Below are 26827 nucleotides of genomic sequence, written 5' to 3' on the forward strand. Positions count from 1 at the left end.
GAAAAACCTCTGAAAATCAACAGGTGACGCAACAAAAACCGAGTGTTGCGCGAGGAAATGCTGCGCCAGCGGACTACAGACTGGCGCAACTCCCGTCGGCTCGGCACTCCCTCGCCTTATAGCGACCGGGCAGCACGACGGCTGCCGGGCCGGCACGTCAGGCTTCAGCGACCCGACTTGATCTTGGTCCAGCTGCGGGTCATGGCGCGCTGAGTCTTCGGATCGAGGTCGGGGAAGGTGTAGAGCTTCTGTAGCACCTCCTGGCTCGGGTAGATGCCCGGGTCGGTACGAATGGCCTCGGCCACCAGCGGGGTCGACGCGGAGTTGGCGTTGGGGAACTGCACGTAGTCGGTGATCGACGCCATGACTTCCGGCTTCATCAGGTAGTTGATGAAGACATGGGCGTTCTCGACGTTCTTCGCATCGGCGGGAATGGCGACCATGTCGAAGAAGCTGCCGGCGCCTTCCTTGGGAATCTTGTAGCCGACGTTGACGCCGTTCTTGGCTTCCTCGGCGCGCGCCTTGGCCTGATAGATGTCGCCGGAGTAGCCGATGGCGACGCAGGTTTCGCCGTTGGCGAGGTCGGAAATGTACTTGGACGAGTGGAAGTAGGCGACGTGCGGGCGAATCTGCATGAACAGCGCTTCGGCCTTCTTCAGTTCATCGGCCTTGCCGCTGTCCGGCGCGTAGCCCAGATAATGCAGGGCAGCCGGCAGGATCTCGGTCGGCGAGTCGAGGAAGGAGACGCCGCAGGCCTTCAGCTTCTCGATGTTTTCCGGCTTGAACACCAGGTCCCAGGAGTCGACCGGCGCGTTGTCGCCGAGCACTGCCTTGACCTTGTCGACGTTGTAACCGATGCCGATGGTGCCCCACATGTAGGGAATCGCGTACTGGTTGCCCGGATCGCTCGGATCCAGCGCCTTGAGCAGACTCTTGTCGAGGTTTTCCCAGTTCGACAGCTTGGATTTGTCCAGTTTCTGGAACACCCCGGCCTTGATCTGCTTGGCGAGGAACGGGTTGGACGGCACCACCACGTCGTAGCCGGAGCTACCGGCCAGCAGCTTGGCTTCCAGCACTTCGTTGCTGTCGAAGACGTCGTAGACGACCTTGATGCCGGTTTCCTTGGTGAAGTTCTCCAGGGTGTCTTCGGCGATGTAGTCGGACCAGTTGTAGACGTGCAGTACCTTTTCCTGGGCCTGCGCAGCCCCGGCGACAGCGCCGGCCAGCGTCATGGCAAGTAGGGTCTTGGCGAAGGGATTCATCCGTGCAGCTCCTGTTGTCGTCATTTATGTCGGGGCAGTGGAACAGACCATGAACAGCGCGGCGGTCTGGCGGTGCACCGTATCGGCGCATCTTCGGTTGGCTCCGGCCACGCGCAGCGCGCAGTCTGGCAAGGTCGGGGACGCTTTTTCAACAGACCGTACGCTGCCCGGTGAACCTTAGCCCAGCACGTCACGGGCGGTGGCATCCAGACACAGCCGGACCTTGCCGATCAGCTCGTCGATTTCCCCCTCGGCGATCACCAGCGGCGGCGACACGATCATGGTGTCGCCGACCGCGCGCATCACCAGGCCGTTGCGGAAGCAGTGCTCGCGACAGCGCATGCCGACCCCCGCCTCGGCGAAGCGCTCGCGGGTTTTCTTGTTCTTCACCAGTTCCAGCGCGCCGAGCATGCCGACGCCGCGCGCCTCGCCCACCAGCGGGTGCTCGGCAAGTTCCTGCCAGCGAGATTGCAAATAAGGTGCCGTCTTCGTCTTGACCCGCTCGACGATCTTCTCCTCGCGCAGGATGCGGATGTTCTCCAACGCCACCGCAGCGGCCACCGGATGCCCCGAATAGGTGAAGCCATGGTAGAACTCGCCGCCCTCGTTGAGCGTGCGCACCACTTCATCGCGCACCACCACGCCGCCCATCGGGATGTACCCCGAGGTCAGGCCCTTGGCGATGGGCATCAGATCCGGCTCGAAGCCGTAGTAGTCGCTGCCGAACCACTCACCGGTACGGCCGAAGCCGCAGATGACCTCGTCGGCGATGAAGAGGATGTCGTAGCGCGCGAGAATTTCCTTGACCCGCGGCCAGTAGCTCTCGGGGGGGATGATCACGCCGCCGGCGCCTTGGATCGGTTCGGCGATGAAGGCGGCGACCTTGTCCTCGCCGACCTCGAGAATCTTCTGTTCCAGCTGGTCAGCGATGCGTACGCCGAACTCTTCCGGGCTCATGTCGCCGCCCTCGCCGAACCAGTAGGGCTGGTCGATATGCTCGATGCCCGGGATCGGCCCGTCGCCCTGCTCGTGCATGGCCTTCATGCCGCCAAGGCTGGCGCCGGCGATGGTCGAGCCGTGATAGCCGTTCCAGCGGCCGATGATCACCTTCTTCGCCGGCTGGCCCTTGATCGCCCAGTAATGGCGCACCATGCGCAGCACGGTGTCGTTGGCTTCCGAGCCCGAGCCGGTGAAGAACACATGGTTCATTCCGGCCGGCGCGATGTCGGCGATCGCCTTGGCCAGGGCCACCGCCGGCGGGTGAGCGGTCTGGAAGAACAGGTTGTAGTAGGGCAGTTCGCGCATCTGCTTCGCCGCGGCCTCGACCAGCTCCTCGCGACCGTAGCCGACGTTGACGCACCACAGACCGGCCATGGCATCGAGAATCTTGTGGCCCTCGCTGTCCCACAGGTAGACGCCGGAAGCCTTGGTGATGATGCGCGTGCCCTTGGCGTTCAGCGCCTTGTAGTCGGTGAACGGCGGCAAGTGGTGGTCGCGGCTCAGGGCTTGCCAATGCAGGGTTTGCGAATCGCTCATCGAGTCACCTCTTTTTGCCTATGTGAGTGGTCGGTGGATGAGCACCGCGTCATCCACCCCTACGGCTGTTCGTTACACCGAAAGCATCAGGAACTCGCGCTCCCAGGAGCTGATGACCCGGTGATAGTTCTCCTGCTCGGTGCGCTTGACCGCGACGTAGCCGGTGATGAACTTCGGGCTCAGGTACTTGCGCAGCTCGCGGCAGTTCTCCATGCGTTCCAGCGCCGCTTCCAGGGTCAGCGGCAGACGCAGGTTGCGGCGCTCGTAGCCGCGCCCCTTGACCGGCGGGCTCGGGTTGATGCCCTCGACCATACCGATGTAGCCGCACAGCAGGCTGGCAGCGATGGCCAGGTAGGGATTGGCGTCGGCGCCCGGCAGGCGGTTTTCCAGACGACGGTTCTGCGGGTCGGAATCCGGCACGCGCAGGCCGACGGTACGGTTCTCCTCGCCCCACTCGACGTTCACCGGCGCCGAGGTATCGGGCAGGAAGCGGCGGAACGAGTTGACGTTGGGTGCGAATAGCGGCAGCAGCTCGGGGATGTACTTCTGCAGGCCGCCGACGTGGTGCAGGAACAGCTGGCTCATCGAGCCGTCGGGATTGGAGAACACGTTGCGCCCGCTCTCCAGGTCCACCACGCTCTGGTGCAGATGCATGGCGCTGCCCGGCTCGCCGGTCATCGGCTTGGCCATGAAGGTGGCCGCCACGTTGTGCTTGAGCGCGGCCTCGCGCATGGTGCGCTTGAACACCAAAATCTGGTCGGCCAGATGCAGCGCCTCGCCATGACGGAAGTTGATCTCCATCTGCGCGGTGCCTTCCTCGTGGATCAGCGTGTCCAGGTCCAGGCCCTGCGCTTCGCACCAGTCGTACATGTCCTCGAACAGCGGGTCGAATTCGTTGGCCGCATCGATGGAGAACGACTGGCGGCCAGTCTCCTGGCGCCCGGAACGGCCGATCGGCGGCTGGAACGGCAGGTCAGGGTCCTCGCAGCGACTGGTCAGGTAGAACTCCATTTCCGGCGCGACGATGGGCTGCCAGCCGCGATCGGCGTATAGCTTCAATACGCGCTTGAGGATGTTGCGCGGCGACAGCTCGATGGGGTTGCCCATCTTGTCGTAGGTGTCGTGGATCACCTGGGCAGTGGGTTCGATGGCCCAGGGCACGAGAAACACCGCATTGGGATCGGGCCGGCAGAACATGTCGATGTCCGCCGGATCGAGCAGTTCGTAATAGATGTCATCCTCGACGTAGTCGCCGGTGACGGTCTGCAGCAGCACGCTTTCGGGCAGGCGCATGCCCTTCTCGCCGAGGAACTTGCTGGTCGGGGAGATCTTGCCGCGGGCGATGCCGGTCAGGTCGCTGATCAGGCATTCCACTTCAGTGATCTTGCGTTCTTTGAGCCAGCTGGTGAGCTGGTCGAGCTGGGTAGTCATGATGACCTCGGGTTGAGTGTTGGCGCCGCGTCCGATCAGCGCTGTCTCGCGCGTTCCCGACAGGCTTCGGCGAAGCCCTGGAACAACGCCAGGTAATGCGGGTGCTCGTGCACCTTCCATTCCGGATGCCACTGTACGCCGAGGGCGAAACTGCGGGCATCCTCCACCGAGAACGCCTCGATCAGACCGTCCGGCGCCAGCGCCTCGATGCGCAGGCCCTCGCCCAGACGTTCGACGCCCTGGCCATGCACCGAATTGACGCGCACCAGCGCCGGCAAGCCGAGACGCTCGAGCAGGCCGCCAGGTTGTACGTGCAGGTCGTGACTGAGGCCGTACTGGTCGTCGAGCGGCGCCTCGGGGTTCTCGCGGTGGTCCTGGTAGGGCTCCACCTCGTGCACTTTTTGCAACAGGCTGCCACCGAAGGCCACATTCATTTCCTGGAAGCCGCGACAGATGCCGAACACCGGAATACCCGCATGCACGGCCGCGCGGATCAGCGGCAGGGTCAGGCGGTCGCGCGGCGGATCGTGCGGGGTGCCCGGCGCGCTCTGCGGCCCGGCGTAATGCTGCGGCTCGACGTTCGACGGCGAGCCGGTGAACAGCAGGCCATCAAGGCTTTCCAACAGCGTGGCCTGATCGATCAGTTCATCCAGGGCGGGGATGATCAGCGGCACACCGGCGACCGCGGCGGCACGCAAGTACTTGTCGCCGGCAATATGAAAACCGTGCTGGCCGATCATGCGGGTGCAGGCGGAAACGCCGATCAGGGGCTTGCGCGACATGGGATGCTCGTCTTCCGGTTGATGGCTTACCGGAGAGTAGTCTTGTTCATTTTTATAGACAATAGCCGAACGGAGCGGCGATCTCGTGGTTTTTTCCACATCGCACGCTGGAGACGAAAATGCCCCGCAAGTGCCCACTCTGGGCCATCATGGGGCGTCCCGGAGGGCTATTGACAGGCTTCAGGCTTTCGGATTGACTCCTAACCGAGCAGTCTGATGATTGAAATTTTTAACAATTAAGGTGCTTCATCATGCTTCCCCCGCCGCGTGCCGTTCAGCTCAACGAAGCGAACGCGTTTCTCAAGGAACACCCGGAGGTGCTCTACATCGACCTCCTCATTGCAGACATGAATGGCGTCGTGCGTGGCAAGCGCATCGAACGCGCCAGCCTGCACAAGGTGTACGAGAAAGGCATCAACCTGCCCGCCTCGCTGTTTGCCCTGGATATCAACGGCATTACCGTGGAAAGCTCCGGTCTGGGCATGGACATCGGCGACTCGGACCGCACCTGTTTCCCCATTCCCAACACACTCAGTCGCGAACCCTGGCAGCGCCGCCCCACCGCACAGCTGCTGATGACCATGCACGAGCGTGATGGCGAGCCGTTCTTCGCCGACCCGCGTGAGGTACTGCGCCAGGTGGTGAGCCGCTTCGACGAACTGGGCCTGACCATCTGCGCCGCCTTCGAGCTGGAGTTCTACCTGATCGACCAGGAGAACGTGAACGGCCGTCCACAACCGCCGCGCTCGCCGATCTCCGGCAAACGCCCGCAGTCGACCCAGGTCTACCTGATCGACGACCTCGACGAGTACGTCGACTGCCTGCAGGACATTCTCGAAGGCGCCAAGGAGCAGGGCATTCCGGCCGACGCCATCGTCAAGGAGAGCGCCCCGGCGCAGTTCGAGGTCAACCTCCATCATGTCGCCGATCCGATCAAGGCGTGCGACTACGCGGTGCTGCTCAAGCGGCTGATCAAGAACATCGCCTACGACCACGAGATGGACACCACCTTCATGGCCAAGCCCTATCCGGGCCAGGCCGGCAACGGGCTGCACGTGCACATCTCGCTGCTGGACAAGGACGGTAACAATATCTTCGCTACCGACAACCCGCTGGAGAGCCAGGCCCTGCGCCACGCCATCGGCGGTGTGCAGGAGACGATGGCCGCATCGATGGCCTTCCTCTGCCCCAACGTCAACTCCTACCGCCGCTTCGGCGCACAGTTCTACGTGCCCAATGCACCCTGCTGGGGCCTGGACAACCGCACCGTGGCGCTGCGCGTGCCGACCGACAGCCCGGACGCCGTGCGTATCGAACACCGCGTCGCCGGCGCCGATGCCAACCCCTACCTGCTGCTGGCGGCGGTGCTGGCCGGCATCCACCACGGGCTGACCAACCGCATCGAGCCGAATGCGCCGATCGAGGGCAACTCCTACGAACAGGTGGAACCGAGCCTGCCGTCCAACTTGCGCGACGCGCTGCGCCAGCTCGACGACAGCGAGATCATGGCGCGCTACATCAGCCCCGATTACATCGACATCTTCGTCGCCTGCAAGGAAAGCGAACTGGCCGAGTTCGAGCATTCGATCTCCGACCTCGAATACAACTGGTACCTGCATACCGTCTGACCCACCGGCCCCGCTGCCGCGCGCCCGAGCGGGCGTGCAGCGCGGCGCCGCGAGCGGCCGCCCCCTGCCCGGCGCCGAACAATCTCGCCTAGAATCACTCCATTCCTGACCGAACCATTATTTTTCCGCGAGGCCAGCCCATGTCCCGTACCGTCACTGTCGCCGCCACCCAGATGGCTTGCTCCTGGGATCGCCAGGCGAACATCGCCAACGCCGAGAAGCTGGTGCGCGAAGCCGCCGCCAAGGGCGCGCAGATCATCCTGATTCAGGAACTGTTCGAGACCCCCTACTTCTGCCAGAAGCCCAACCCCGAGTATCTGCAGCTGGCCACCTCGGTCGAGGACAACCCGGCGATCCGGCATTTCCAGAAGGTCGCCGCCGAGCTCAAGGTGGTGCTGCCGATCAGCTTCTTCGAACTGGCCGGGCGCGCGCGCTTCAACTCCATCGCCATCATCGACGCCGACGGCACGCTGCTCGGCGTCTACCGCAAGAGCCACATCCCGGACGGCCCCGGTTACCACGAGAAGTACTACTTCAACCCCGGCGACAGCGGCTTCAAGGTCTGGCAGACCCGCTATGCGCGCATCGGCGTGGCCATCTGCTGGGACCAGTGGTTCCCCGAGACCGCCCGCAGCATGGCGCTGATGGGTGCCGAGCTGCTGTTCTACCCCACCGCCATCGGCAGCGAACCGCACGACCCGAACATCACCTCGCGCGACCACTGGCAGCGCGTGCAGCAGGGCCATGCCGGAGCCAACCTGATGCCGCTGATCGCCAGCAACCGCGTCGGTAAAGAGGAGCAGGACGGCTACGACATCACCTTCTACGGCTCGTCGTTCATCGCCGACCAGTTCGGCGCCAAGGTCGAGGAAATGGACGAGACCAGCGAGGGCGTGCTGGTGCACTCGTTCGATCTCGATCAGCTGGAGCATATCCGCAGCGCCTGGGGCGTGTTCCGCGACCGCCGGCCGAACCTCTACGGCCCGATCCGCACCCTCGACGGCCAGACGCCGTCGGAATGAACGCAGGGTGGAAAACGGCCAACGGCCTTTTCCACCGGTTGTACCCTCGGTGGAAAACGCTGCGCGATTTTCCACCCTACGAGAGAGATCGCGATGACCATCCTCAGCTCGACGCCGCGCCAAGACGGCTTCCACATGCCCGCCGAATGGGCGCCGCACAGCCAGACCTGGATGGTCTGGCCGGAACGCCCGGACAACTGGCGGGACAACGCGTCACCGGCTCAAGCAGCCTTCACCGCTGTCGCCAAGGCCATCGCCCGCTTCGAGCCGGTGACGGTGTGCGCCTCGGCCGCGCAATACGTAACCGCCCGCGAGCAGCTCGACGATCCGCGCATCCGCGTGGTGGAAATCAGCAGCGACGACGCCTGGGTGCGTGACACCGGGCCGACCTTCGTCATCGATGGCAAGGGCGGCCTGCGCGGCGTCGACTGGAGCTTCAACGCCTGGGGTGGCGAGGATGGCGGGCTGTATGCCGACTGGCAGCGCGATGACGAGGTGGCGCAGAAGATCCTCGAGCTCGAACGCTGCCAGCGCTACCGCACCGCAGGCTTCGTGCTCGAGGGCGGCTCGATCCACGTCGACGGCGAGGGCACGCTGATCACCACCGAGGAATGCCTGCTCAACCGCAACCGCAACCCGCAGCTGTCACGCGAGGAAATCGAGGCGGTGCTCGCCGAGCACCTGGCCATCGACAAGGTGATCTGGCTGCCGTGGGGCCTGTACAACGACGAAACCGACGGCCACGTCGACAACTTCTGCTGCTTCGTGCGGCCCGGCGAGGTATTGCTGGCCTGGACCGACGATGTCAACGACCCCAACTTCGAGCGCTGCCAGCAGGCGCTGCGCTGCCTCGACCAGGCCCGCGACGCCCGCGGTCGCGCGCTCAAGGTGCACAAGATGCCGATTCCCGGCCCGCTGTATGCGACTGAGGAAGAATGCGCCGGCGTGCAGCCGGCGGAAGGCAGCCAGACGCGTGCAGCAACGATCCGTCTGGCCGGCAGCTACGTGAACTTCCTCATCGTCAACGGCGGCATCGTCGCGCCGAGCTTCGACGACCCGCACGACAGCGAGGCCGAGGCCATTCTGCGCAGGCTGTTTCCCGAGCGTGAGGTGGTGATGGTGCCGGGGCGGGAAATTCTGCTGGGCGGCGGCAACATCCACTGCATTACCCAGCAGCAGCCGCAACCGTAGGTCGCGGCAAGGTTCGCGCCGGCTAGGCGACGATGACCTGGTTCTTGCCCAGCCGCTTGGCCTTGTACATCGCGGCGTCGGCGCGGGCGAAAACCGACGCCAGTTCGGCGTCGTCGGCCCGCAGGTAGGTCAGACCAAAGCTCGCGGTGACGCTGAAGCGCGTCCCGTTCGGCAGGCTGAACGACAGGCGCTGGATCTCGCGCTGCAGGCGCTGGGCGATCTGTTCGGCCAGGTCCGGCTGGCAGCCGGGCAGCACCGCGGCAAATTCCTCACCGCCGATGCGACCGAACACGTCACCGCGGCGCAGCACCGAGGCGCCGCACTGTGCCACGCGCTGCAACACCTGGTCGCCGATCGGATGGCCGTGAGTGTCATTGATGCGCTTGAAGTCATCGATATCCAGCAGCAGAAACGCCAGTGGCGAAGCGAACTGCTGGGCATGCTCGAATTCGCGCTGGGCGCAGTCGAAGAAGTGCCGGCGATTGCTGCTCTGGGTCAGCACGTCGGTGGTCGCCAGGCGCTGCAGTTCGCCTTCGAGCTGTTTCTTCTCGGTGATGTCCTCGGCGATGCCGACGATGATCGGTCCCTGGCCATTCTCGGCACGCCGACCGAGGAAACACTTGTCGCTCAACCAGCGCAGCTGGCCGTCGCCGCGGATGATGCGGTACTCGCGGGTTTCCACGGCACCCTCGTCGAGCACCTCGAGCAGGCTCTTCTGCGCATAGTCCAGGTCGTCCGGGTAGATGCTGTTGCGCCACTCGCCGTAGTCGGCCAGCAGCAGCGCCGCCGAGCGGCCGAAGATCTGCTCGTAGGCCGGGCTGACGTAGACCATCCGCTGCGCCTGCCAGTCAAAGGCCCAGAGCACGGCGTTGACGCCGCCGAGCAGGGTGCTGAACAGCTGATCGCGCGCACTCAGGCGCGCCACCTCGCCGCGCGCATGCATCAGCGCCATCAGCGTCTGTGCATCTACGCCCGGCAGCATCCCTATCCCCTTTTCGCTTCGCTTGCTCGCCAACTGCATGTGCTCGCCCCAACCCGCCGCAACCGTCTGCCGCAGCAGCTTCAATGATTCAAGAAGCTGTTCAGAGAGTCGGCAACCGACAAAGTTCCGGGGCGGCACCCAACGGTCGCTTGTGCCGTCCGAAAGGTCGTGAGCGGGCTGTTCGGGTGGCGTATCTCGCACATGCCGCAGACAAGACCGACCGTCGCCTGACAGCTGATTTTCCGTCGCCCTTCGGTTGTGATGAACGACATGTTGGCGCCGGCCCCTGCAAACCGCCGCACGAGTTGGTCTACAATTCGCGCCCTCATGATGTCAGTACGCCATCACCCGTTGTTTCTGGAATCTGCCGGCGATGCAGCATCGATCTGACGTTTCTCCTCCCGTGTACCGTGTGGCCGCACACCGCTGCTGCCGGAGCGCGCCATGCGCATGACCTTTCTGCGTCTGCCCAAGCCCCGGCGGTTGTTCGGCCTCGGCAGTCTGCTGCTGGCGCTGCTGTTCGGCGCACTGGCACTCAACGACCATTTCGGCCGCGCGGCACTCTGGAAACTGGAAGTCAGCAACCACGGCAACCTGCAGAGCCTCGCCCTGCAGAGCGCTCAGCGCGGCCAGGAACGCCAGGCGCAGACCCTCGCCGCCACGCTGGCGGATGACCCACGGGTGCTCGCGGCGATGCGCCAGCTCGACCCGCTGCTGCGCGCCGGCACGCCCTGGAGCGACTCGCGGGTACGCCTGCTGCGGCTGCAGCTGAGCGAGTACCTGCTGCCGGCGTGGCAGGCCATGCAGACTCAGCAGGGCTTGCAATTGCAGCTGTTCTGGGGCGCCGAGGGCTACAACGTGCTGCGCATGCAGCGCCCCGATGCCTATGGCGATCCGCAGGCCGCGCAGCGCCCGCTGCTCGCCGCGGCGCTGCGTGAAGGGCGCAGCCAGGTCGGCCTCGACATCGGCCGCCACGGCGCCAGCAACCGCAGCATCGTGCCGCTGCGCGGCGAGGGTGACGCCGCCGGCGAGGTCATCGGCGCACTGGAGGTCGGCTTCGACGCCCTGCCCCGGCTGGACGAGCTGGGCGAGCAGCTGCGCGCCGGGCTGGCGCTGATCGTCGACCGCAAGGCGTTGCTCGCCGCACAGGTGCCGCCGCCGGTCGGCGCCCAGCTGGGCCGCGACAGCGACTGGCTGCTCGTCGGCCACTCGGCCACGCAGGTCCTGCACTGGGCGCAGCGGGAGCTGCTGCCGGCACCGGCGAGCGGCATGGCGCAACGCGTGCTGCAGGCGGACGGGCGCAGCTTTCTGGTCAACCAGATTCCGCTGCACGATACCCGGCAGCAGCAGGCGGCGCGCGCGCCCGTGGCCGCCGCGCTGGTCTGGCGCGATATCAGCGCACTGGTCGCCGAGCGCGCGCGGGCCGAGGAGCTGGTACTGCTGAAATGGGGCATGGCCTGGCTGATCGCCGAGCTGCTGCTGTGGCTGCTGGTCTTCCTGCTGCAGCGGCGCCTGATCGTCCAGGAACAGCACCGCCTCAGCCAGCAGCAGCAGGCGCGCAACCACCAGCGCATGCTCGAACGCGCGCAGAAGATCGCCAGCCTGCTGCCGGGCATGGTTTTCCAGCTCAAGCGCTACGCCGACGGCCGCTACGCATTCCTCTATATCAGCGAAGGCGCCAGCGCGCTGTATGGCCGGAACGCCACCGAGCTGACCGGCGATCCACGCCTGGCGATGCGCAGCGTGCACCCCGACGACCTGCCGCGCCTGCGCCACACGCTGACCCGCGCGATCCGCGAAGGCAGCGCAGCCACCGAATTTCGCCTCGACAACCCGCAGCGCGGCACCCTCTGGCTGGAGGGTCGCGCCAGCGCCGAGAATCTCGCCGACGGCTCGGTGCTCTGGCACGGCGTCGTCACCGAGATCACCGAGCTGATGCAGGCCACCCGCGCGCTACAGCAAAGCGAGAGTCGCTATCGCGGCATGGTCAGCAACCTGCCTGGCGCGGTCTATCGTTGCAGCGACGATGCCGAACGCCGCATGCACTACCTGAGCGAGGGCATCGAACGCCTGACCGGCTACCGGGCGGACGACCTGATCGGCGAGCGCGCGCGCAGCTATTTGAGCCTAGTCCATCCCGACGATCTGCCACAGGCGCGGCGCCCGGCGGGGCAGGACGTCTACGAACTCACCTACCGCATCCGCGACGCCAGTGGCCGCGGGCTCTGGCTGCGCGAACGCGGCCGGCTGCTGCACGACGCCGACAGCGGCGAGGCATGGTGCGAAGGTTTCATCTGGGACATCACCGCGCACCGCCGCGCCCAGCAGGACATGCAGGAGCGCGAGCGCTACCTGAGCATGCTGATCGCCAACGTCATCGACGCGATCATCATCATCGACCAGCGCGGCATCATCGAAACCTTCAACCACGCCGCCGAGACCGTCTTCGGCTACAGCGCCGTGCAGGTACTCGGGCGCAACCTGTCGATGCTGATGCCCGAGCCCGATCGCTCGGCGCATGACGGCTACCTCGACACCTACGCCCGGCGCGGCATCCCCCGCGCGCTGGAGCAGAACCGCGAGCTGACCGCGCTGCGCAGCAATGGCGAAACCTTCACCATCGAACTGCGCGTGTCGCAGATAACCCATCACGGCGAATGCAAGTTCATCGGCCTGGTGCGCGACATCACCGAGCGCAAGCGCATCGAACGACTGAAGAGCGAGCTGGTCTCCATCGTTAGCCACGAACTGCGCACGCCGCTGACCTCCATCGCCGGCGCACTCGGGCTGATCACCGGCGGCGCGCTCGGCGAGACGCCGACGCCAATGCGCGACATGCTCGCCATCGCCCAGCAAAACAGCCTGCGCCTGGGTCGGCTGATCGACGACCTGCTGGACATGGACAAGCTGGTCGCCGGCAAGATGACCTTCGCCCTGCGCGTACAGCCGCTGCGCCCGCTGCTGGAGCAGGCGCTGGCCAGCAACCGCGGCTATGCCGGGCAGCAGCGCGTGCGGCTGGTCCTGCGCGGCGAGGCGGACCCGCTGGTCAACGTCGACGACGATCGCCTGCAGCAGGTGCTGGCCAACCTGCTGACCAACGCCATCAAGTTCTCGCCGGTCGAAGGTGTGGTCGAACTGAGCAGCGAACAGCGCGGCGGGCACGTCTGGGTCGGCGTGCGCGACCAGGGCCCCGGCGTGCCGGAGGCGTTTCGCGCGCGGATCTTCGAGAAGTTTTCCCAGGCCGATTCGTCCGACACCCGGCAGAAGGGTGGCACCGGCTTGGGCCTGGCGATCAGCAAGGAGCTGATCGAGCACATGGGCGGACGCATCGGTTTCGACTCCGTGGCCGGCCAGGGTGCCTGCTTCTGGTTCGAACTGCCCGTCGCCACGCCTGCACCGTTCGAGCGCCGCAATGAACCCGATTGGCAACCACCGGAGAACATCGCATGAGTGAGCTACGACGCATCCTCCACGTCGAGGACGATCCGTCCATCCAGGCCGTGGCACGCCTGGCGCTCGAAGTGGTTGGCGGCTTTCAGGTGCTCTCCTGCGCCTCGGGCACGCAGGCCCTGGACGAAGTCGAGACCTTCGCCCCCGACTTCATCCTGCTGGACGTTATGATGCCGGGCATGGACGGTCCGCAGACACTGCGGTGCCTGAGCGAACGCATCGATCTGACGCAGGTGCCGGTGGCCTTCATGACCGCCAAGGTGCAGCCGCGCGAGATCGAACACCTGCGCAGCCTCGGCGCCCGCGACGTGATCATCAAACCGTTCGATCCGATGCGCCTGGCCGATCAGATTCGCAGCATCTGGGCGGCTGGCCGATACTAGAGCGCTAGTCACCCCGATTCATGACCCGTGCAGGCTTCCATGCAGTCAACGCCACCGAGCCCAGCGTCACTCCCGGCGCCCTCCGCGCCCCGCGAGCTGTCGCGGCTGGCGGCGCTGCTGCGCTACGAAATCCTCGATACGCCCGAGGAAGACCAGTTCGATGACTTCACCGTGCTCGCCGCGCGCCTGTGCGGTACGCCGATCGCGCTGATCTCGCTGGTCGACGAGCACCGCCAGTGGTTCAAGAGCCGCGTGGGTCTGGGGGTCAGCGAAACCCCGCGGGAAATCTCCTTCTGCACCCACACCATCGCCGGCAGCGGCATCTTCGAAGTCGCCGATGCGCAGCAGGACCCACGCTTTGCCGACAACCCGCTGGTCACCGGCGACCCGCACATCCGCTTCTACGCCGGCGCGCCGCTGAGCACCCCGGATGGCTACCAGCTCGGCACGCTCTGCGTCATCGACCGCCAGCCGCGCCAGCTCGACGCCGAGCAGCGCGACACCCTGGCGCGTCTGAGCCGCCAGGTCATGCGCCTGTTCGAGACGCGCCTGCTGGCACACCGCCACGCCGAACAGGCCGCGCTGCAGCAGGCAATGCTCGACAGCGCCACCTCGGCGGTGCTGGTCACCGACATCGACGGCCATATCGCCAGCCTCACCCCCACCGCCGAGCGGCTGCTCGGCTTCAGCCAGCAGGAGCTGCTCGGCCAGCCGCTGGTCGGGCTGTTCGACCCGCGCGCGCTGCAGCGGCACGCCGCGGTGCTGAGCGCCGAATTGGGCCGCTCGCTGGACAGCGACTTCGCCGCGCTCACCACGCCGCTGCCCAACTGCCGGCGGGAAATGTCGCGCTGGCAGCTGCGCCATCGCAACGGCGCCGAAGTGCCGGTGCTGCTCAGCGTCGCACCGATCCGCGACGAACAGGGCGCGCCGCGCGGCTACCTGATCAGCGCCTACGACCTGGCCTACCAGGAGCAGCTGCGCCTGCGCCTGCAGCAGATCGCCGCGCAGGTGCCGGGCATGCTCTTCCAGTTCCAGTGGCGGCCGAACGCACCGGGACGCTTCCTCTACGTCAGCGAAGGTGTCGAGGCGATCTACGCGCTGACGCCCGCCGAGCTGAGCACCAGCATCGCGCCGATCTTCGCGCGGGTGCCGCTCGCAGACCGTCCGGCACTGCTGCGCAGCATTCGCCAGGCCACCTCCAGCCTGAGCAGCTGGCATGCCGAACACCGCATCGATCACCCGCGCAAGGGCCTGATCTGGATCGAAGCGCGCGCCACGCCGCTGCCGCAGGCCGACGGCTCGGTGCTCTGGCACGGCCTGGTCACCGACATCACCGCGCGCAAGGCCGAGCAGCTCGAGCTGGACAAGCAGCAGGAAATGAACCGCCGCCTGCTCGAGGCGCTGTCCGAAGCCGTCATCGCCTGCGACGCGGCCGGCAACCTGACGCTGTTCAACGAAAAGGCCAAGCAGTGGCACCGCGCCGATGTGCTGCCGATCCGCGTGGAGGAGTGGAGCGCGCAGTACCGGCTGTGCCTGCCCGACGGCGTGACGCCGATGCCGGCCGAGCGGATTCCGCTGTGGCGCGCGCTGCACGGCGAGCGCATCAGCAACGAGGAAATGACCCTGATCGCCGGCGACGCGCCGCGCCACGTGCTGGTCAACGCCGATCCGCTGTACACCTCCGCCGGCGAGCCGATGGGCGCGGTGGCGGTGCTGCACGACATCACCGAACGCAAGCGCATCGAACGGCTGCAGCGCGAGTTCATCTCCACCGTCAGCCACGAGCTGCGCACGCCGCTGACCTCGATCACCGGCGCGCTGGCGCTGCTCGGCTCCGATGTCATGGGCGTGGTGCCGGGCGAAATGCGCGAGCTGCTGGACATCGCCTACCAGAACAGCCAGCGGCTCGGCGCGCTGATCGACGACCTGCTCGACATGGACAAGCTGGCCGCCGGCAAGATGCGCTTCGTCCCGCGCCTGCAGCCCCTGCAACCGCTGCTGCAGCAGGCGCTGAGCGGCAATCGCGGCTACGCCGAACGCCACGGCGTGCATTTGCAACTGCAGCCCGGCGAGGCCCTGCGGGTGCGCGTCGACGACCGGCGCCTGCACCAGGTGCTGAGCAACCTGCTGGCCAACGCGGCGAAATTCTCCCCGCCCGGCGAAACCGTCGAGTTGCGTGCCGAACGACGTGACGGCCGGGTACGCGTCAGCGTCCGAGACCGGGGGCCGGGAATCCCCGCGGGCTTTCGCGAGCGGGTGTTCCAGAAGTTCGCTCAGGCCGACTCCTCCGACAGTCGCCAGCAGGGCGGCACCGGCCTGGGCCTGGCGATCAGCAAGGAGCTGATCGAGCACATGGGCGGACGCATCGGCTTCGATTCGGTCGAAGGCGAAGGCGCCTGTTTCTGGTTCGAACTGCCCTGCGAGCCACCCGCGACGGCCGAGGAAGGCGCCCGATGAGAGAGCTCAAACGCATTCTGCATGTCGAGGACGTGCCGTCGATCCAGGTGATCACCCGCATCGCGCTGGAGAAGCTCGGCGGTTTCGAGGTGCTCAGCTGCCCGTCCGGTCAGGCCGCGCTGGAGCAGGTCGAGGCCTTCGCGCCGCAGCTGATCCTGCTCGACGTGATGCTGCCGCAGATGGACGGCGTCGAGTTGCTGCGCCAGCTCGCCGAACGCATCGACCTGAGCGACGTGCCCGTGGTGTTCCTGACCGGCAATCTGCAGTTCGAGGAGCACGACGAGCTATCCCGGCTGGGCATGCACGCCGTGCTGCACAAGCCGTTCGACCCGCTGCAGCTGGCCGCCCGACTGCGCACCATCTGGGAGGAGCGTCACCATGCTGTCTGAGGGCGCACTCGCCGAACTGCAGCGCCAGCTGCAACTGCAGAACGAGCAGTTCGCCGAGCGCCTGCGCCACGAGCTGCCGGCACTCGGCGAGCTGGCCGGCGAACTGCAGCACAGCGGCAGGCCGGCGCAACGCCGCGAGCAGGTCCGGCGGATCCGCGAGCAACTGCACAAGCTGGCCGGCGCGGCAGGCAGCTTCGGCTTCGGTCCGCTCGGCGAGCGCGCCCGCGTGCTCGAACAACGCGCAAACCGCTGGCTCGACAGCAGCAAGCCGAGCGCGCAGGCGCTCGGCGCGTTCGCCCGCGCCGTGCGCCAGTTCGCCGAGTTCGCCTGGCACGACGGCCATGCGGTACCCGACCTGGGTCCCGGCGATCTGCACGACGAGCCGCTGCCGGGCTGCCGCATCTATCTGCTGGAAAGCGATGCCGTCGCCGGCGCCGGCATGGCGCAGACGCTGGACAACTTCGGCTACGAAACGCTGCTGTGCCGCGATTTCCCCACGCTGCAGCAGGCCGTCGAGCAGCAGCTACCGGATGCGCTGATCGTCAGTGTCAGGCGCGACGACGAGCTCCTGCCGATCGCCGCGCTGCAGCAGCGCCTGGGCACCCCGCTGCCGCTGCTGGCGATCCATGCGGACGCCGGCTTCGCCAGCCAGCTGGCCGCCGTGCGTGCCGGCGCCCAGGGCTTCTTCTCCCGTCCGCTGGACCTCGCCCAGCTGGAGAACAGCCTGGAGCGCTGCCTGAACCGCCAGCAGGGCGAACCCTATCGGGTGCTGATCGTCGACGACGACCACGCCCTGGCCGAGCGCTACGGCCTGGTGCTGCGCAACTCGCAGATGCAGGTGCAGACGCTCAGCGAGCCGCAACGCGTGCTGGAGCTGATGCACACCTTCAATCCCGAGGTGCTGGTGCTGGATGTCGACATGCCCGGCTGCAGCGGTCCGGAGCTGGCGCAGATGATTCGCCTGCACGACGAATGGCTGCGGGTGACGATCATCTACCTGTCCGCCGAGACCGACATCAACCGGCAGATGGCCGCGCTGCTCAAGGCCGGCGACGACTTCCTCAGCAAGCCGCTGGGCGACAGCGAACTGATCGCCGCGGTGTACTCCCACGCCCAGCGCGCCCGCTCGCTGAGCACCGCGCTGTCGCGCGACAGCCTGACCGGCCTGCTCAAGCACGCCGACATCAAGGACCAGCTGGCCATCGAAGTGCAGCGCGCCAGCCGGGCCAGCAAGCCGACCAGCGTGGTGATGCTCGACCTCGACCACTTCAAGCAGGTCAACGACCGCTACGGCCACGCCGCCGGTGACAGCGTCATCCGCGCGCTGGCCAATCTGCTGCGGCAGCGCCTGCGGCGGATCGACAGCCTCGGCCGCTACGGCGGCGAGGAATTCGTCGCGGTGCTGCCCGAATGCACCGCCGAGGAGGCGCGGCGCATCTTCGACGAGATCCGCGAGCGCTTTGCCACGCTGACCTTCAACGCCAGCGACGCGCGCAGCTTCACCGTCTCGCTCAGCGCCGGCATCAGCGCCACCGACGGCGAGACCCCGCCGGCGGTGCTGCTCGAACAGGCCGATCAGGCGCTGTACATCGCCAAGCGCGACGGCCGCAACCAGGTCCGCATCGCCAGCGCCGGCTGACCACCGAACTACCGCAGCCGCAGCGAGTCCAACGTCATAGCCCGAATCCGGACGGCCATGCCATGCGCGCTCGTCCAGCGGCACAAGGAGTCCAGTTTGCATACCCGGCCCGCCATACGCTGGCATCCGTTCGCCTTTGTCGTTGCGTTCATGCTACTGGTCGCCCTCGGCTGGCAAGGCAAGCGCACCCAGGAAGCGGTGCTGCAGACCAACCAGGCCGTCAGCCAGAGCCTCGAAACCATCACGGCGATCCAGGCGATTCGCTCCGCGCTGCAGGACATCGAAACCGGCACGCGCGGCTTCGTCATCACCGCCGACGAGGCCTATCTCGACGCCTATGCCAGCGGCCTGATCGAACTGGAAGCCCACCGCCGCCAGCTGCAGGAGTTTGCCGACGCGCGCGGCTACCCGCAGCAGCGCTGGTTCGAGCAGTTCGACAGCACCGCCGCCGAGCGCCTGACCATCGCGGCCAGCAATATCCGCGTGCGCCGCGAGAGCGGCCTGGCCGTCGCCGCCACGCACCTGCACCAGGCCGGCGGCAAACAGCTCATGGACCGCCTGCGCGAACTGCTCGACGATGTCGAAAACCGCGAGCGGCAACAGCTCTTCGATGCCAACCGGGCGGTGCGCGAGACCATCGCCCACAGCCGCCGCGTGGCGCTGATCGGCAGCCTGCTGGTGGCCGCGCTGTTTTTCGCCGCGCTGTGGGCGGTGCGCCGCAACCTGGCCACGCGCCAGGCGCTGGCCCGACAGGCACAGGCCGGCGAGGCGCGGCTGGATGCGCTGCTGCAGACCATTCCCGATCAGCTGTATGCGATCGACGCCCAGCGGCAGGTGTCCAGCCTGTCGCAGCCACGCAGCATCCGCGGCCCGGCGCCGCAGGCCATCGAACCGCTGCTGCTCGACCTGCTGGCGCAGCCGGATGCCGACTACCCGCGGCAGAACATCTGGTGCGAGGTGGCCAGCCGGCGCATGTTCGAGGTCCGCCTACTGCCCACCGGGCTCGGCGATCACCTGGCCATCGCCCGCGACATCACCGAGCTGCAGCGCAACCGTGACAGCCTGCAGCAGCAGCAGGCGTTCCTGCGCAAGGTGGTCGACACCGACGAAAACCTGATCTTCGTGCGCGACGCTCACGGCCGTTTCCTGCTCTGCAACACCGCCTTCGCCGCGCTGCTCGACTGCCAGCCACAGCATATCGAGCAGCGCCGCCTCGACGAGCTGCCGGGCGCGCAGCGGCTGCTGCCGTTGTTGCAGGGCGAAAGCGAACTGCTTGCCGGCGGCGAACTGCGCAGCAGCGACGTCAGTCTCATCGACGCCTTCGGCCAGGAACGCTGGCTGCAACTGGTCAAGCGGCCGCTGCGGCTGTCGCCGAGCATCTGCCACGTGGTCACCGTGGCGGTGGACATCTCCCTGCGCCGGCGCATGGAACAGATGAAGACCGAGTTCATTTCCACCGTGAGCCATGAGCTGCGCACCCCGCTGACCGCGATCCGCGGCGCGCTGGGCATGCTCGCCAGTGGTTTCGTCGCACCCGGCACGGCCGAGGCGCAGCCGCTGCTGGAAATCGCGCACAAGAACAGCGAGCGCCTGGTGCGCCTGATCAACGACATCCTCGACATCGAAAAGCTCGAGGCCGGCCGCCTGACCTTCGACCTGCAGCTGTGCGATGTGCGCGCGCTGGTCGCGCAGGCGCTGCACGACATCGAACCCTATGCGCGCAGCTTCGACGTGCAGCTGCAGCAGGTGCCGCCGGACGCCGCCGCACGCGTCGAGGCCAACCTCGATCCGGACCGCTTCGCCCAAATCATGGCCAACCTGCTGTCCAACGCGATCAAGCACTCGCCCGCCGGCGGCCGCGTCAGCGTCGACCTGCGCAGCGGCGCGGACGGCCTCGAACTCGGCGTGCAGGATCAGGGGCCAGGCATCCCGGAAAGTTTTCGCGGGCGCATCTTCGAGCGCTTCGCCCAGGCCGACGCCTCCGACGCCCGCCGCCGCGGCGGCACCGGCCTCGGCCTGGCGATCACTCGCTCGCTGGTCGAGCAGATGCACGGCAGCATCGGTTTCGACAGCCAGGAAGGCCGTGGCACGCGCTTCTGGCTGCGCCTGCCGCTGGCGACTGCGTCGGCCCCTGCGCTCGCGCCGCCAGCCGCGGCCGGGCAGAGCCACATTCTCATCGTCGAACCGGATTGCGCCGCGGCCGCGCGACTGGCCGAGACGCTGCACGAGCAGGGCTACGCCACGCTGCTGGCCGCCACGGCGCTGGACGCCCGCGACCTGCTGGCCGAATACCGCGTGCAGGCGCTGACGCTCAGCCCGGCGCTCGCCGACGAGGACGTCGGCGCCTTTCTCCAGGGCCTGCGCAGCCAGCCGGCCTACCGCCATCTGCCGGTGCTGATCGTCGGTCTGCAGCCGCAGCGCCGCGACGAAGACGACGGCCAGCTGCGCGGCGGCGCGGTGCGCGTGATCGACTGGCTGCCCAAGCCGGTCGACCCGGCGCGCCTGCTGGATGTGGTCAACGCCTGCCTGACCGAGCACCCGGCACGGCCACGCATCCTCCATGTCGAGGATGACCAGGACCTGCGCCTGCTGCTGGCGCGGCAGATCGAGCCGCTGGACATCGAACTGCAGGGCGCCGCCAGCCTGGCCGAGGCGCGCCGCCTGCTCGGCGCGCAGAGCTACCAGCTGGCGATCGTCGACCTGATGCTGCCCGACGGCGACGGCAGCGAGCTGTTCGACCAGCTGGCGCAGGCCGTACCGCCGCCGCCGGTGATCATCTTTTCCGCGCTGGATGCGCCCGTGCACGACAGCCGGCTGGTCCTGCGCCAGCTGGTCAAATCCCGCCACGATGGCCGTGAGCTGGGGGCGCTGATCCAGCACCTGTTGCACCACCGTACCCCCGCAACCGAGGCAGACGAGGACGATGCATGAGTGAATCCAGCGGCCAACGCATCCTGATGGTGGAAGACGAAGAAGACATTTCCTTCCTGGTGCGCTTCATGCTGGAGCGCCACGGCTTCAGCGTCGATCACGCGGCCAACGGGCGAGAGGCACTGGAGCTGATCGCCGGTTCGCCGCCGCCCGACCTCACCCTGATGGACATCATGCTGCCGTACCACGACGGTCTCGAACTGATCGAGCGCCTGCGCGCGCAACCTGGCTGGGAGCGGGTGCCGGTGCTGATGCTGACCGCCAAGGCCCGCGAGGTAGACATCGTCCGCGCGCTGGAGCTGGGCGCCGACGACTATGTGACCAAGCCGTTCCAGCCGGAGGAATTGCTGGCGCGCATCCGCCGTCTGCTGCGGAGACCGCGATGAAGCGGCGGATCTGGCTGGCGCTGGCGCTCTGCGCGCCGCTGGCGCAGGCGGATGTCGCCACAGCGCGGCGCCAGGTCGAGGCCCAGCAGCTCGACGCCGCGCAGGCGACGCTCGAAGCGCATCTGGCGCGCCAGCCGGAGGACGCCGAGGCGCAGTTCCTGCTGGCGCGCGTGCTGGCCTGGCAGGGCCGCACGCAAGCGGCACTGGCGCGCTATCGACAGCTGCTGCAACGCGAGCCGGACAACGCCGACTACCTGCTCGGCCAGGGCCAGGCGCTGCTCTGGGCCGGCCGGCCGCGCGCCGCCCTGGACGTGCTGGAACGCGCCGCGCGCCGCGCACCGGACTATGCCGAGGTGCAGCAGCTCATGCAGCAGGCCCGTGCCGCACTGACCTCGCCGGCCACCGCTACCGCGCCGGCGCTCGCCGAGCCGCCGCGGCGACGCCACGAGCTGGAACTGTCGACCCGCCGCGACTGGCTCGACAGCGGCTACGACGACTGGCGCAGCCAGCGCCTGGACTACGCCTCGACCCAGCCCGAAGGGCTCGGCTGGTACGCCGCGCTGCTGCGCGAACAGCGCTTCGGCGAGTGGGATCGCGGCGCCGAACTCGGCGGCGTGCTGCCGCTGGACGCCAACTGGACCGTCCAGTCGGAAGTCGGCTACCAGCCTTCGCCGCATTTCCTGCCGCAGTGGCATGCCGACCTGCGTCTACAGCGGCGCCTGCCGGCGGGCTTTCTCGGCGCGGCGAGCATCCGTCGTACCGAGTACGAAACCACCCGCGTCGATCGTCTGGCGCTCAGCGGCGAGCGCTACTGGAATGCCTGGCGCGCCAGCTACACGCTCAACCTGACCGACGTGCAGAACGCCGGCACACCGGTCGGCCACGACCTGGCGCTGGACTACTACTACGACAACCTCAGCTACGCCGGTCTGCGCCTGACCGTCGGCGAGGAAGAGGCCGTCGAGGAGCAGCGACTGATCACCAGCGATGTGCGCGCCATCGGCGTGCAGGGGCGCCACTGGCTCAACAGTGGCTGGGCGCTGACCTGGGAATTCGGCCAGCATCGCCAGGGCGACTACTACCAGCGCCGCTGGTTGCAGCTGGGGCTGCGCCATGCGTTCTGAGTGGCTCGCCGGCTGCCCGAGCTGGCTGTGCGCCCCGCTGCTCGACCTCTGGCCGCAGGACCGCATGCTGCAGCTGGCCCTGCAGGCGGCGCTGGCCTTGAGCGCGCTGACCCTGCTGGTGATGCTGCAGGTCCTGCTGCTCGGCGAACTGGCGCGCCGTCGCGCCGCACGCCGCCAGCAGTTCAACGAACGATGGCGCCCGCTGTTCGCCCTCTGCAGCCTCGGCGAGGAGCTGCCCGACCCGTTGCCGGCGCTGCCGCGTCGGCAACGCCTGTGGTTCCTGCTGCAATGGAACCGCACCCAGCTGCAGCTGCGCGGCAGCGCCCGCGAGCGGATGAACCGCGCACTGCTGGCGCTGGGCATGGATCGGCACGCGCTGGAGCTGCTGCGCGGGCGGGTGCGCAGCAAGCTGATCGGCCTCACCTGTCTGCGCCACCTCGCCGACCCGGCGCACTGGGACGCGGTGCAGCCGCTGCTGTTCAGCCGCAATGCCAGCGTCTCGCTGGCCAGCGCCTACACGCTGATCGCCATGCAGCCGGCGCGCGCCATGCAACTGATCCTGCCGGCCGCGGCGGCGCGTACCGACTGGGCCCTGCCGCGCCTGGCGGGCCTCTGTCAGCAGGCCGGCGAAGAGGCGGTGACCGAACCGCTGCTGGCGGCCCTGGCCGATCCAATGATTGCCGGCCGCGAACGGCTGATCGCGCTGTTGCCGCATGGCGCGCCACGCCAGGTCGCGCCCTGGGCACGGGCGCAGCTGGACGAAGGTGCCGCGGCCGAGCACCAGCAGGTCGCGCTGCGCTGCCTGGCCGAGCTGGGCGATCCGCGCGACCGCCCGCGCCTGTTGCCGGCCCTCGCCCATAGCGACCCGGATGTGCGCCTGCACGCGCTGCAGGCGCTGGGCCGGCAGGCGCGCGGCGATGATGCGGAACTCTTCCTGCCGCTGCTCGCCGACCGCAACTGGGGCGTTCGACAGGCGGCGGCCGATGGCCTGGCCCGGTTGCCCGGCGCCAGTCCCGAGGGCCTGCAGGCACTGCTCGCCAGCGTGCCGGACCGCTACGGCCAGGACGCCCTGCGCCGCGCCATCGCCGAGGTACACCGATGAGCATCGACTGGCTGTGGTGGCTGCAGCTGGGCTTCATCCTCTACTTTCTGCTACTCAACGGCATGTACCTGCTGCTCAACGTGCTGTCGATGGCGAGCCTCACCGGCTACATGCGCCAGCGCGCCGAAGTGGGCGAGATCACGCCTTATCTCGGCGTAGAGCCGCCGGTTTCCGTGCTGATGCCGGCCTTCAACGAAGCGGCGACGATCCGCACCTCGGTGCGCTCGATGCTGCAGCTGCAGTACCCGGAGTTCGAAGTGCTGGTGATCAACGACGGCTCGAAGGACGCCACGCTGGCGTTGCTGATCGAGGAGTTCGATCTGGTGGCACATCCCGCCCCGCTGCGCCAGAGCGTGCCCCACCAGCCAATCGAGGCGGTCTACCGCTCGCGCCGTTACGCCAACCTGCGGGTCATCGACAAGCTCAACGGCGGCAAGGCCGATGCGCTGAACGCCGGCATCAATGCCGCGCGCCACGGCCTGTTCTGCGGCGTCGATGCCGACTCCATCCTGCAGCGCGACAGCCTGCTGCGCGTGGTACAGCCGTTTCTGGAGGACGAACGCACCGTCGCCGCCGGCGGTACGGTGCGCATCGCCAACGGCTCGCAGGTACGCGGCGGCTTCCTGATCCAGGCCGGCCTGCCGCGCAACTGGCTGGCGCGTCTGCAGATCGTCGAGTATCTGCGCGCCTTCCTCTTCGGCCGCCTCGGCTGGTCGCCGCTCAATGCGGTGCTGATCATTTCCGGCGCCTTCGGCCTGTTCGACCGCGAGCGGGTGATGGCCGTCGGCGGCTATCGCACCGACACCGTCGGCGAGGACATGGAGCTGGTGGTCCGCCTGCACCGCTACCATCGCGAACGGCGCCTGCCCTATCGCATCCGCTACCTGCCCGATCCGATCTGCTGGACCGAATGCCCCGAGGACCCCGGCACCCTCGGCCGCCAGCGCAGCCGCTGGCAACGCGGACTGGCCGAAAGCCTGAGCCGGCACGCACGGCTGGCCTTCAGCCTGCGCGGCGGCGCGGCCGGCTGGCTGGCCTGGCCGTTCATGGCGCTGTTCGAGTGGCTGGGGCCGCTGATCGAGCTGGCCGGTTACGCGTTCATGCTCGGTGGCTTCGCCGTCGGCGCGGTGTCCTATGCGGCGCTGGCGGCGTTCCTGCTGGTGGCCATCGGCATGGGCATTCTGCTGTCGGTCAACGGGCTTCTGCTGGAAACCCTGTCGTTTCGCGTCTACGAACGGCGCCGCGACATGCTGCGGCTGTTCCTGATGGCGGTGCTGGAGAATTTCGGCTATCGCCAGCTCAACACGCTCTGGCGCTGCCGCGGGCTCTGGCAGTGGTTCTCGCGACGCAAGCACCAGTGGGGCGTCATGCGCCGCAGCGGAAGTTGGGGGCAATAAACTGGCCGCCGCGTAGGGTGGGCTTCCGCCCACCCTACGGCGCTTTCGGCGCTGCGTTCGACGACGCCAGGCCCGGGGTTACAGTTTGATCCAGGTGGCCTTCAGCTCGGTGTACTTGTCGAAGGCATGCAGCGACTTGTCGCGGCCATTGCCGGACTGCTTGAAGCCGCCGAACGGCGCGGTCATGTCGCCGCCATCATACTGGTTGACCCACACGCTGCCGGCGCGCAGCGCCCGTGCGGTGCGGTGCGCCTTGGACAGGTCGGCGGTCCACACCGCGGCAGCGAGGCCGTAGGGCGTGTCGTTGGCGATCGCCACCGCTTCCTCAGCGGTGTCGAAGCTGATCACCGAGAGCACCGGGCCGAAGATTTCCTCCTGGGCGATCTTCATCGCATTGTCGACGCCATCGAAGATGGTCGGCTCGACGTACAGCCCGCCGGTTTCCTCCAGGGTGCGCTGGCCGCCGAGCAGCACCTGTGCACCCGCCGCGCGTCCGGCCTCGATGTAGCCGAGCACGGTATTGAGCTGCTGGATATCCACCAGGGCGCCGACGTTGGTTGCCGGGTCCAGCGGGTTGCCCGGCTTCCAGCCCTTGAGCGCCTCCACCACCATAGGCAGGAAGCGCGCCTTGATCGAACGCTCCACCAGCAGTCGCGAACCGGCGGTGCAGACCTCGCCCTGGTTGAAGGCGATGGCGCCGGCCGCGGCCTGGGCAGCGGCCTGCAGGTCGGGCGCGTCGGCGAAGACGATGTTCGGGCTCTTGCCGCCCGCCTCCAGCCAGACGCGCTTCATGTTCGACTCGCCGGCGTAGATCATCAGCTGCTTGGCCACCCGCGTGGAGCCGGTAAAGACCAGGGTATCGACGTCCATGTGCAGCGCCAGCGCCTTGCCGACGGTGTGGCCGTAGCCCGGCAGCACGTTGAGCACGCCGGCCGGAATGCCGGCGTCGATCGCCAGCTGGGCGATGCGGATGGCTGTCAACGGCGACTTCTCCGACGGCTTGAGCACCACCGAGTTGCCGGTGGCCAGCGCCGGGCCGAGCTTCCAGCAGGCCATCATCAGCGGGAAATTCCACGGCACGATGGCCGCCACCACGCCGACCGGCTCGCGGGTGACCAGTCCGAGCTGGTCGTGGGGCGTGGCCGCTACCTCGTCGTAGATCTTGTCGATCGCCTCGCCGCTCCAGCGCAGCGCCCGCGCCGCGCCGGGAATGTCCACTGTCAGCGAATCGCCGATCGGCTTGCCCATGTCGAGGGTTTCCAGCAGCGCCAGCTCCTCGGCGTGCGCCTCCAGCAGCTCGGCGAAGCGGATCATGATTGCCTTGCGTTTGGCCGGTGCCAGCTGCGCCCAACTGCCTGCGTCGAACGCGGCCCGCGCGCTGGCTACGGCGCGCTCGGCATCGGCCTGGTCGCAGCTAGCCACCTGCGCCAGCAGCCGACCGTCGATCGGGCTGATGCAGTCGAATTGGGCGCCGTCCGCGGCCGCGGTGTATTCGCCCTGGATGAAGGCACGGCCTTCGATGCGCAGGTCACGGGCACGCTGTTGCCAGTCGGCGAGGGTCAGGGTGGTCATGAGGCATCCTCTTGCGGTTATTCGGCTGCGGGAAAAGGCACCCTAAACCAGCGGCGCGGGGGCTATCAATATTTTTTACGGGCACCGCCGTTTGTGCCTTGTTTTGTTCGTTTTATTAAACATAGACTCGAACGACCTTCGCCGTGCACACGGCCTCTCGCCG

At 67.5% G+C, this 26827-nt stretch carries 19 protein-coding genes; 13 read left to right on the forward strand and 6 right to left on the reverse strand.

All coding sequences use genetic code 11. The features are described from left to right. Positions 1-164 precede the first annotated feature (164 nt). From HU825_RS04420 to HU825_RS04435, 4 genes are all read right to left on the reverse strand, one after another. On the reverse strand, positions 165-1262 hold the full coding sequence (locus HU825_RS04420) for a polyamine ABC transporter substrate-binding protein (RefSeq protein WP_054093888.1): 1098 nt from the start codon (positions 1260-1262) through the stop codon (positions 165-167). Positions 1263-1439: 177 nt separating this feature from the next. After that, positions 1440-2798, reverse strand: a complete 1359-nt coding sequence (locus HU825_RS04425) for an aspartate aminotransferase family protein (RefSeq protein WP_234302985.1) — start codon at positions 2796-2798, stop codon at positions 1440-1442. 72 nt (positions 2799-2870) lie between these two features. Continuing rightward, the gene (locus HU825_RS04430) at positions 2871-4229 is read right to left on the reverse strand and encodes a glutamine synthetase family protein (protein ID WP_043295134.1); all 1359 of its coding nucleotides are present in this window, start codon (positions 4227-4229) and stop codon (positions 2871-2873) included. Positions 4230-4264: 35 nt separating this feature from the next. After that, positions 4265-5011, reverse strand: coding sequence for a gamma-glutamyl-gamma-aminobutyrate hydrolase family protein (locus HU825_RS04435; RefSeq protein WP_043295132.1), 747 nt, complete (start codon positions 5009-5011; stop codon positions 4265-4267). A 251-nt stretch (positions 5012-5262) separates the two neighbouring features. Here HU825_RS04435 and HU825_RS04440 point away from each other — a divergent pair, with 251 nt between their 5' ends. From HU825_RS04440 to aguA, 3 genes are all read left to right on the forward strand, one after another. Next, on the forward strand, positions 5263-6639 hold the full coding sequence (locus HU825_RS04440) for a glutamine synthetase family protein (RefSeq protein ID WP_043295130.1): 1377 nt from the start codon (positions 5263-5265) through the stop codon (positions 6637-6639). A gap of 140 nt (positions 6640-6779) precedes the next feature. Then, positions 6780-7661 (forward strand): N-carbamoylputrescine amidase, encoded by an 882-nt coding sequence (gene aguB / locus HU825_RS04445; protein ID WP_043295128.1) that lies wholly within the window; start codon positions 6780-6782, stop codon positions 7659-7661. Positions 7662-7754: 93 nt separating this feature from the next. Further along, entirely contained in the window at positions 7755-8852 is a 1098-nt protein-coding gene (gene aguA / locus HU825_RS04450; RefSeq protein WP_077682307.1) for an agmatine deiminase, read from the forward strand. A gap of 22 nt (positions 8853-8874) precedes the next feature. On the opposite strand, the gene HU825_RS04455 is transcribed toward aguA, so the two are convergent. Beyond that, on the reverse strand, positions 8875-9873 hold the full coding sequence (locus HU825_RS04455; RefSeq protein WP_043295125.1) for a GGDEF domain-containing protein: 999 nt from the start codon (positions 9871-9873) through the stop codon (positions 8875-8877). A gap of 411 nt (positions 9874-10284) precedes the next feature. On the opposite strand from HU825_RS04455, the gene HU825_RS04460 reads away from it, so the two are divergent. The 10 genes from HU825_RS04460 to HU825_RS04505 are packed head-to-tail and all read left to right on the forward strand — an operon-like array spanning position 10285 to position 25092. Continuing rightward, positions 10285-13284 carry a PAS domain S-box protein gene (locus tag HU825_RS04460; RefSeq protein WP_431978462.1) on the forward strand — a complete coding sequence of 1000 codons (3000 nt, stop codon included), beginning with the start codon at positions 10285-10287 and terminating at the stop codon, positions 13282-13284. Then, positions 13281-13667, forward strand: a complete 387-nt coding sequence (locus HU825_RS04465) for a response regulator (RefSeq protein ID WP_003290789.1) — start codon at positions 13281-13283, stop codon at positions 13665-13667. The genes HU825_RS04460 and HU825_RS04465 overlap by 4 nt, the downstream gene beginning before the upstream one ends. A gap of 39 nt (positions 13668-13706) precedes the next feature. Then, positions 13707-16124 (forward strand): ATP-binding protein, encoded by a 2418-nt coding sequence (locus tag HU825_RS04470; RefSeq protein WP_234302987.1) that lies wholly within the window; start codon positions 13707-13709, stop codon positions 16122-16124. Then, a complete protein-coding gene (locus HU825_RS04475) occupies positions 16121-16513 on the forward strand; it encodes a response regulator (RefSeq protein WP_043295096.1) in 393 nt (130 codons plus the stop codon). The genes HU825_RS04470 and HU825_RS04475 overlap by 4 nt, the downstream gene beginning before the upstream one ends. Further along, on the forward strand, positions 16503-18152 hold the full coding sequence (locus HU825_RS04480) for a diguanylate cyclase (RefSeq protein ID WP_043295094.1): 1650 nt from the start codon (positions 16503-16505) through the stop codon (positions 18150-18152). Before HU825_RS04475 ends, HU825_RS04480 begins: the two co-directional genes overlap by 11 nt. A 57-nt stretch (positions 18153-18209) precedes the next feature. Continuing rightward, entirely contained in the window at positions 18210-21083 is a 2874-nt protein-coding gene (locus HU825_RS04485) for an ATP-binding protein (RefSeq protein ID WP_431978445.1), read from the forward strand. Beyond that, a complete protein-coding gene (locus tag HU825_RS04490; protein WP_043295092.1) occupies positions 21080-21469 on the forward strand; it encodes a response regulator transcription factor in 390 nt (129 codons plus the stop codon). Before HU825_RS04485 ends, HU825_RS04490 begins: the two co-directional genes overlap by 4 nt. Further along, a complete protein-coding gene (locus tag HU825_RS04495; RefSeq protein WP_234302989.1) occupies positions 21466-22593 on the forward strand; it encodes a YaiO family outer membrane beta-barrel protein in 1128 nt (375 codons plus the stop codon). Before HU825_RS04490 ends, HU825_RS04495 begins: the two co-directional genes overlap by 4 nt. After that, complete coding sequence (locus HU825_RS04500; RefSeq protein WP_234302990.1) at positions 22583-23695, forward strand: HEAT repeat domain-containing protein; 1113 nt, start codon at positions 22583-22585, stop codon at positions 23693-23695. The genes HU825_RS04495 and HU825_RS04500 overlap by 11 nt, the downstream gene beginning before the upstream one ends. Beyond that, positions 23692-25092, forward strand: a complete 1401-nt coding sequence (locus HU825_RS04505) for a glycosyltransferase family 2 protein (protein WP_234302991.1) — start codon at positions 23692-23694, stop codon at positions 25090-25092. Before HU825_RS04500 ends, HU825_RS04505 begins: the two co-directional genes overlap by 4 nt. Before the next feature lie 78 nt (positions 25093-25170). On the opposite strand, the gene HU825_RS04510 is transcribed toward HU825_RS04505, so the two are convergent. After that, positions 25171-26664 carry an aldehyde dehydrogenase gene (locus HU825_RS04510; protein ID WP_234302992.1) on the reverse strand — a complete coding sequence of 498 codons (1494 nt, stop codon included), beginning with the start codon at positions 26662-26664 and terminating at the stop codon, positions 25171-25173. Positions 26665-26827 lie beyond the last annotated feature (163 nt).

The organism is Pseudomonas phenolilytica, from assembly GCF_021432765.1.
Lineage (GTDB): Bacteria > Pseudomonadota > Gammaproteobacteria > Pseudomonadales > Pseudomonadaceae > Stutzerimonas > Stutzerimonas phenolilytica.

Bases quoted from the DNA above. Each gene is read 5' to 3' on its own strand.
- HU825_RS04455 (WP_043295125.1), bottom strand. From the start codon at position 9,873: ATGCAGTTGGCGAGCAAGCGAAGCGAAAAGGGGATAGGGATGCTGCCG.
- HU825_RS04490 (WP_043295092.1), top strand. From the start codon at position 21,080: ATGAGTGAATCCAGCGGCCAACGCATCCTGATGGTGGAAGACGAAGAA.
- HU825_RS04470 (WP_234302987.1), top strand. From the start codon at position 13,707: ATGCAGTCAACGCCACCGAGCCCAGCGTCACTCCCGGCGCCCTCCGCG.
- HU825_RS04500 (WP_234302990.1), top strand. From the start codon at position 22,583: ATGCGTTCTGAGTGGCTCGCCGGCTGCCCGAGCTGGCTGTGCGCCCCG.
- HU825_RS04485 (WP_431978445.1), top strand. From the start codon at position 18,210: ATGCCATGCGCGCTCGTCCAGCGGCACAAGGAGTCCAGTTTGCATACC.
- HU825_RS04460 (WP_431978462.1), top strand. From the start codon at position 10,285: ATGACCTTTCTGCGTCTGCCCAAGCCCCGGCGGTTGTTCGGCCTCGGC.
- HU825_RS04505 (WP_234302991.1), top strand. From the start codon at position 23,692: ATGAGCATCGACTGGCTGTGGTGGCTGCAGCTGGGCTTCATCCTCTAC.
- HU825_RS04495 (WP_234302989.1), top strand. From the start codon at position 21,466: ATGAAGCGGCGGATCTGGCTGGCGCTGGCGCTCTGCGCGCCGCTGGCG.
- HU825_RS04510 (WP_234302992.1), bottom strand. From the start codon at position 26,664: ATGACCACCCTGACCCTCGCCGACTGGCAACAGCGTGCCCGTGACCTG.
- HU825_RS04425 (WP_234302985.1), bottom strand. From the start codon at position 2,798: ATGAGCGATTCGCAAACCCTGCATTGGCAAGCCCTGAGCCGCGACCAC.
- HU825_RS04420 (WP_054093888.1), bottom strand. From the start codon at position 1,262: ATGAATCCCTTCGCCAAGACCCTACTTGCCATGACGCTGGCCGGCGCT.
- aguA (WP_077682307.1), top strand. From the start codon at position 7,755: ATGACCATCCTCAGCTCGACGCCGCGCCAAGACGGCTTCCACATGCCC.
- HU825_RS04480 (WP_043295094.1), top strand. From the start codon at position 16,503: ATGCTGTCTGAGGGCGCACTCGCCGAACTGCAGCGCCAGCTGCAACTG.
- aguB (WP_043295128.1), top strand. From the start codon at position 6,780: ATGTCCCGTACCGTCACTGTCGCCGCCACCCAGATGGCTTGCTCCTGG.
- HU825_RS04430 (WP_043295134.1), bottom strand. From the start codon at position 4,229: ATGACTACCCAGCTCGACCAGCTCACCAGCTGGCTCAAAGAACGCAAG.
- HU825_RS04475 (WP_043295096.1), top strand. From the start codon at position 16,121: ATGAGAGAGCTCAAACGCATTCTGCATGTCGAGGACGTGCCGTCGATC.
- HU825_RS04435 (WP_043295132.1), bottom strand. From the start codon at position 5,011: ATGTCGCGCAAGCCCCTGATCGGCGTTTCCGCCTGCACCCGCATGATC.
- HU825_RS04465 (WP_003290789.1), top strand. From the start codon at position 13,281: ATGAGTGAGCTACGACGCATCCTCCACGTCGAGGACGATCCGTCCATC.
- HU825_RS04440 (WP_043295130.1), top strand. From the start codon at position 5,263: ATGCTTCCCCCGCCGCGTGCCGTTCAGCTCAACGAAGCGAACGCGTTT.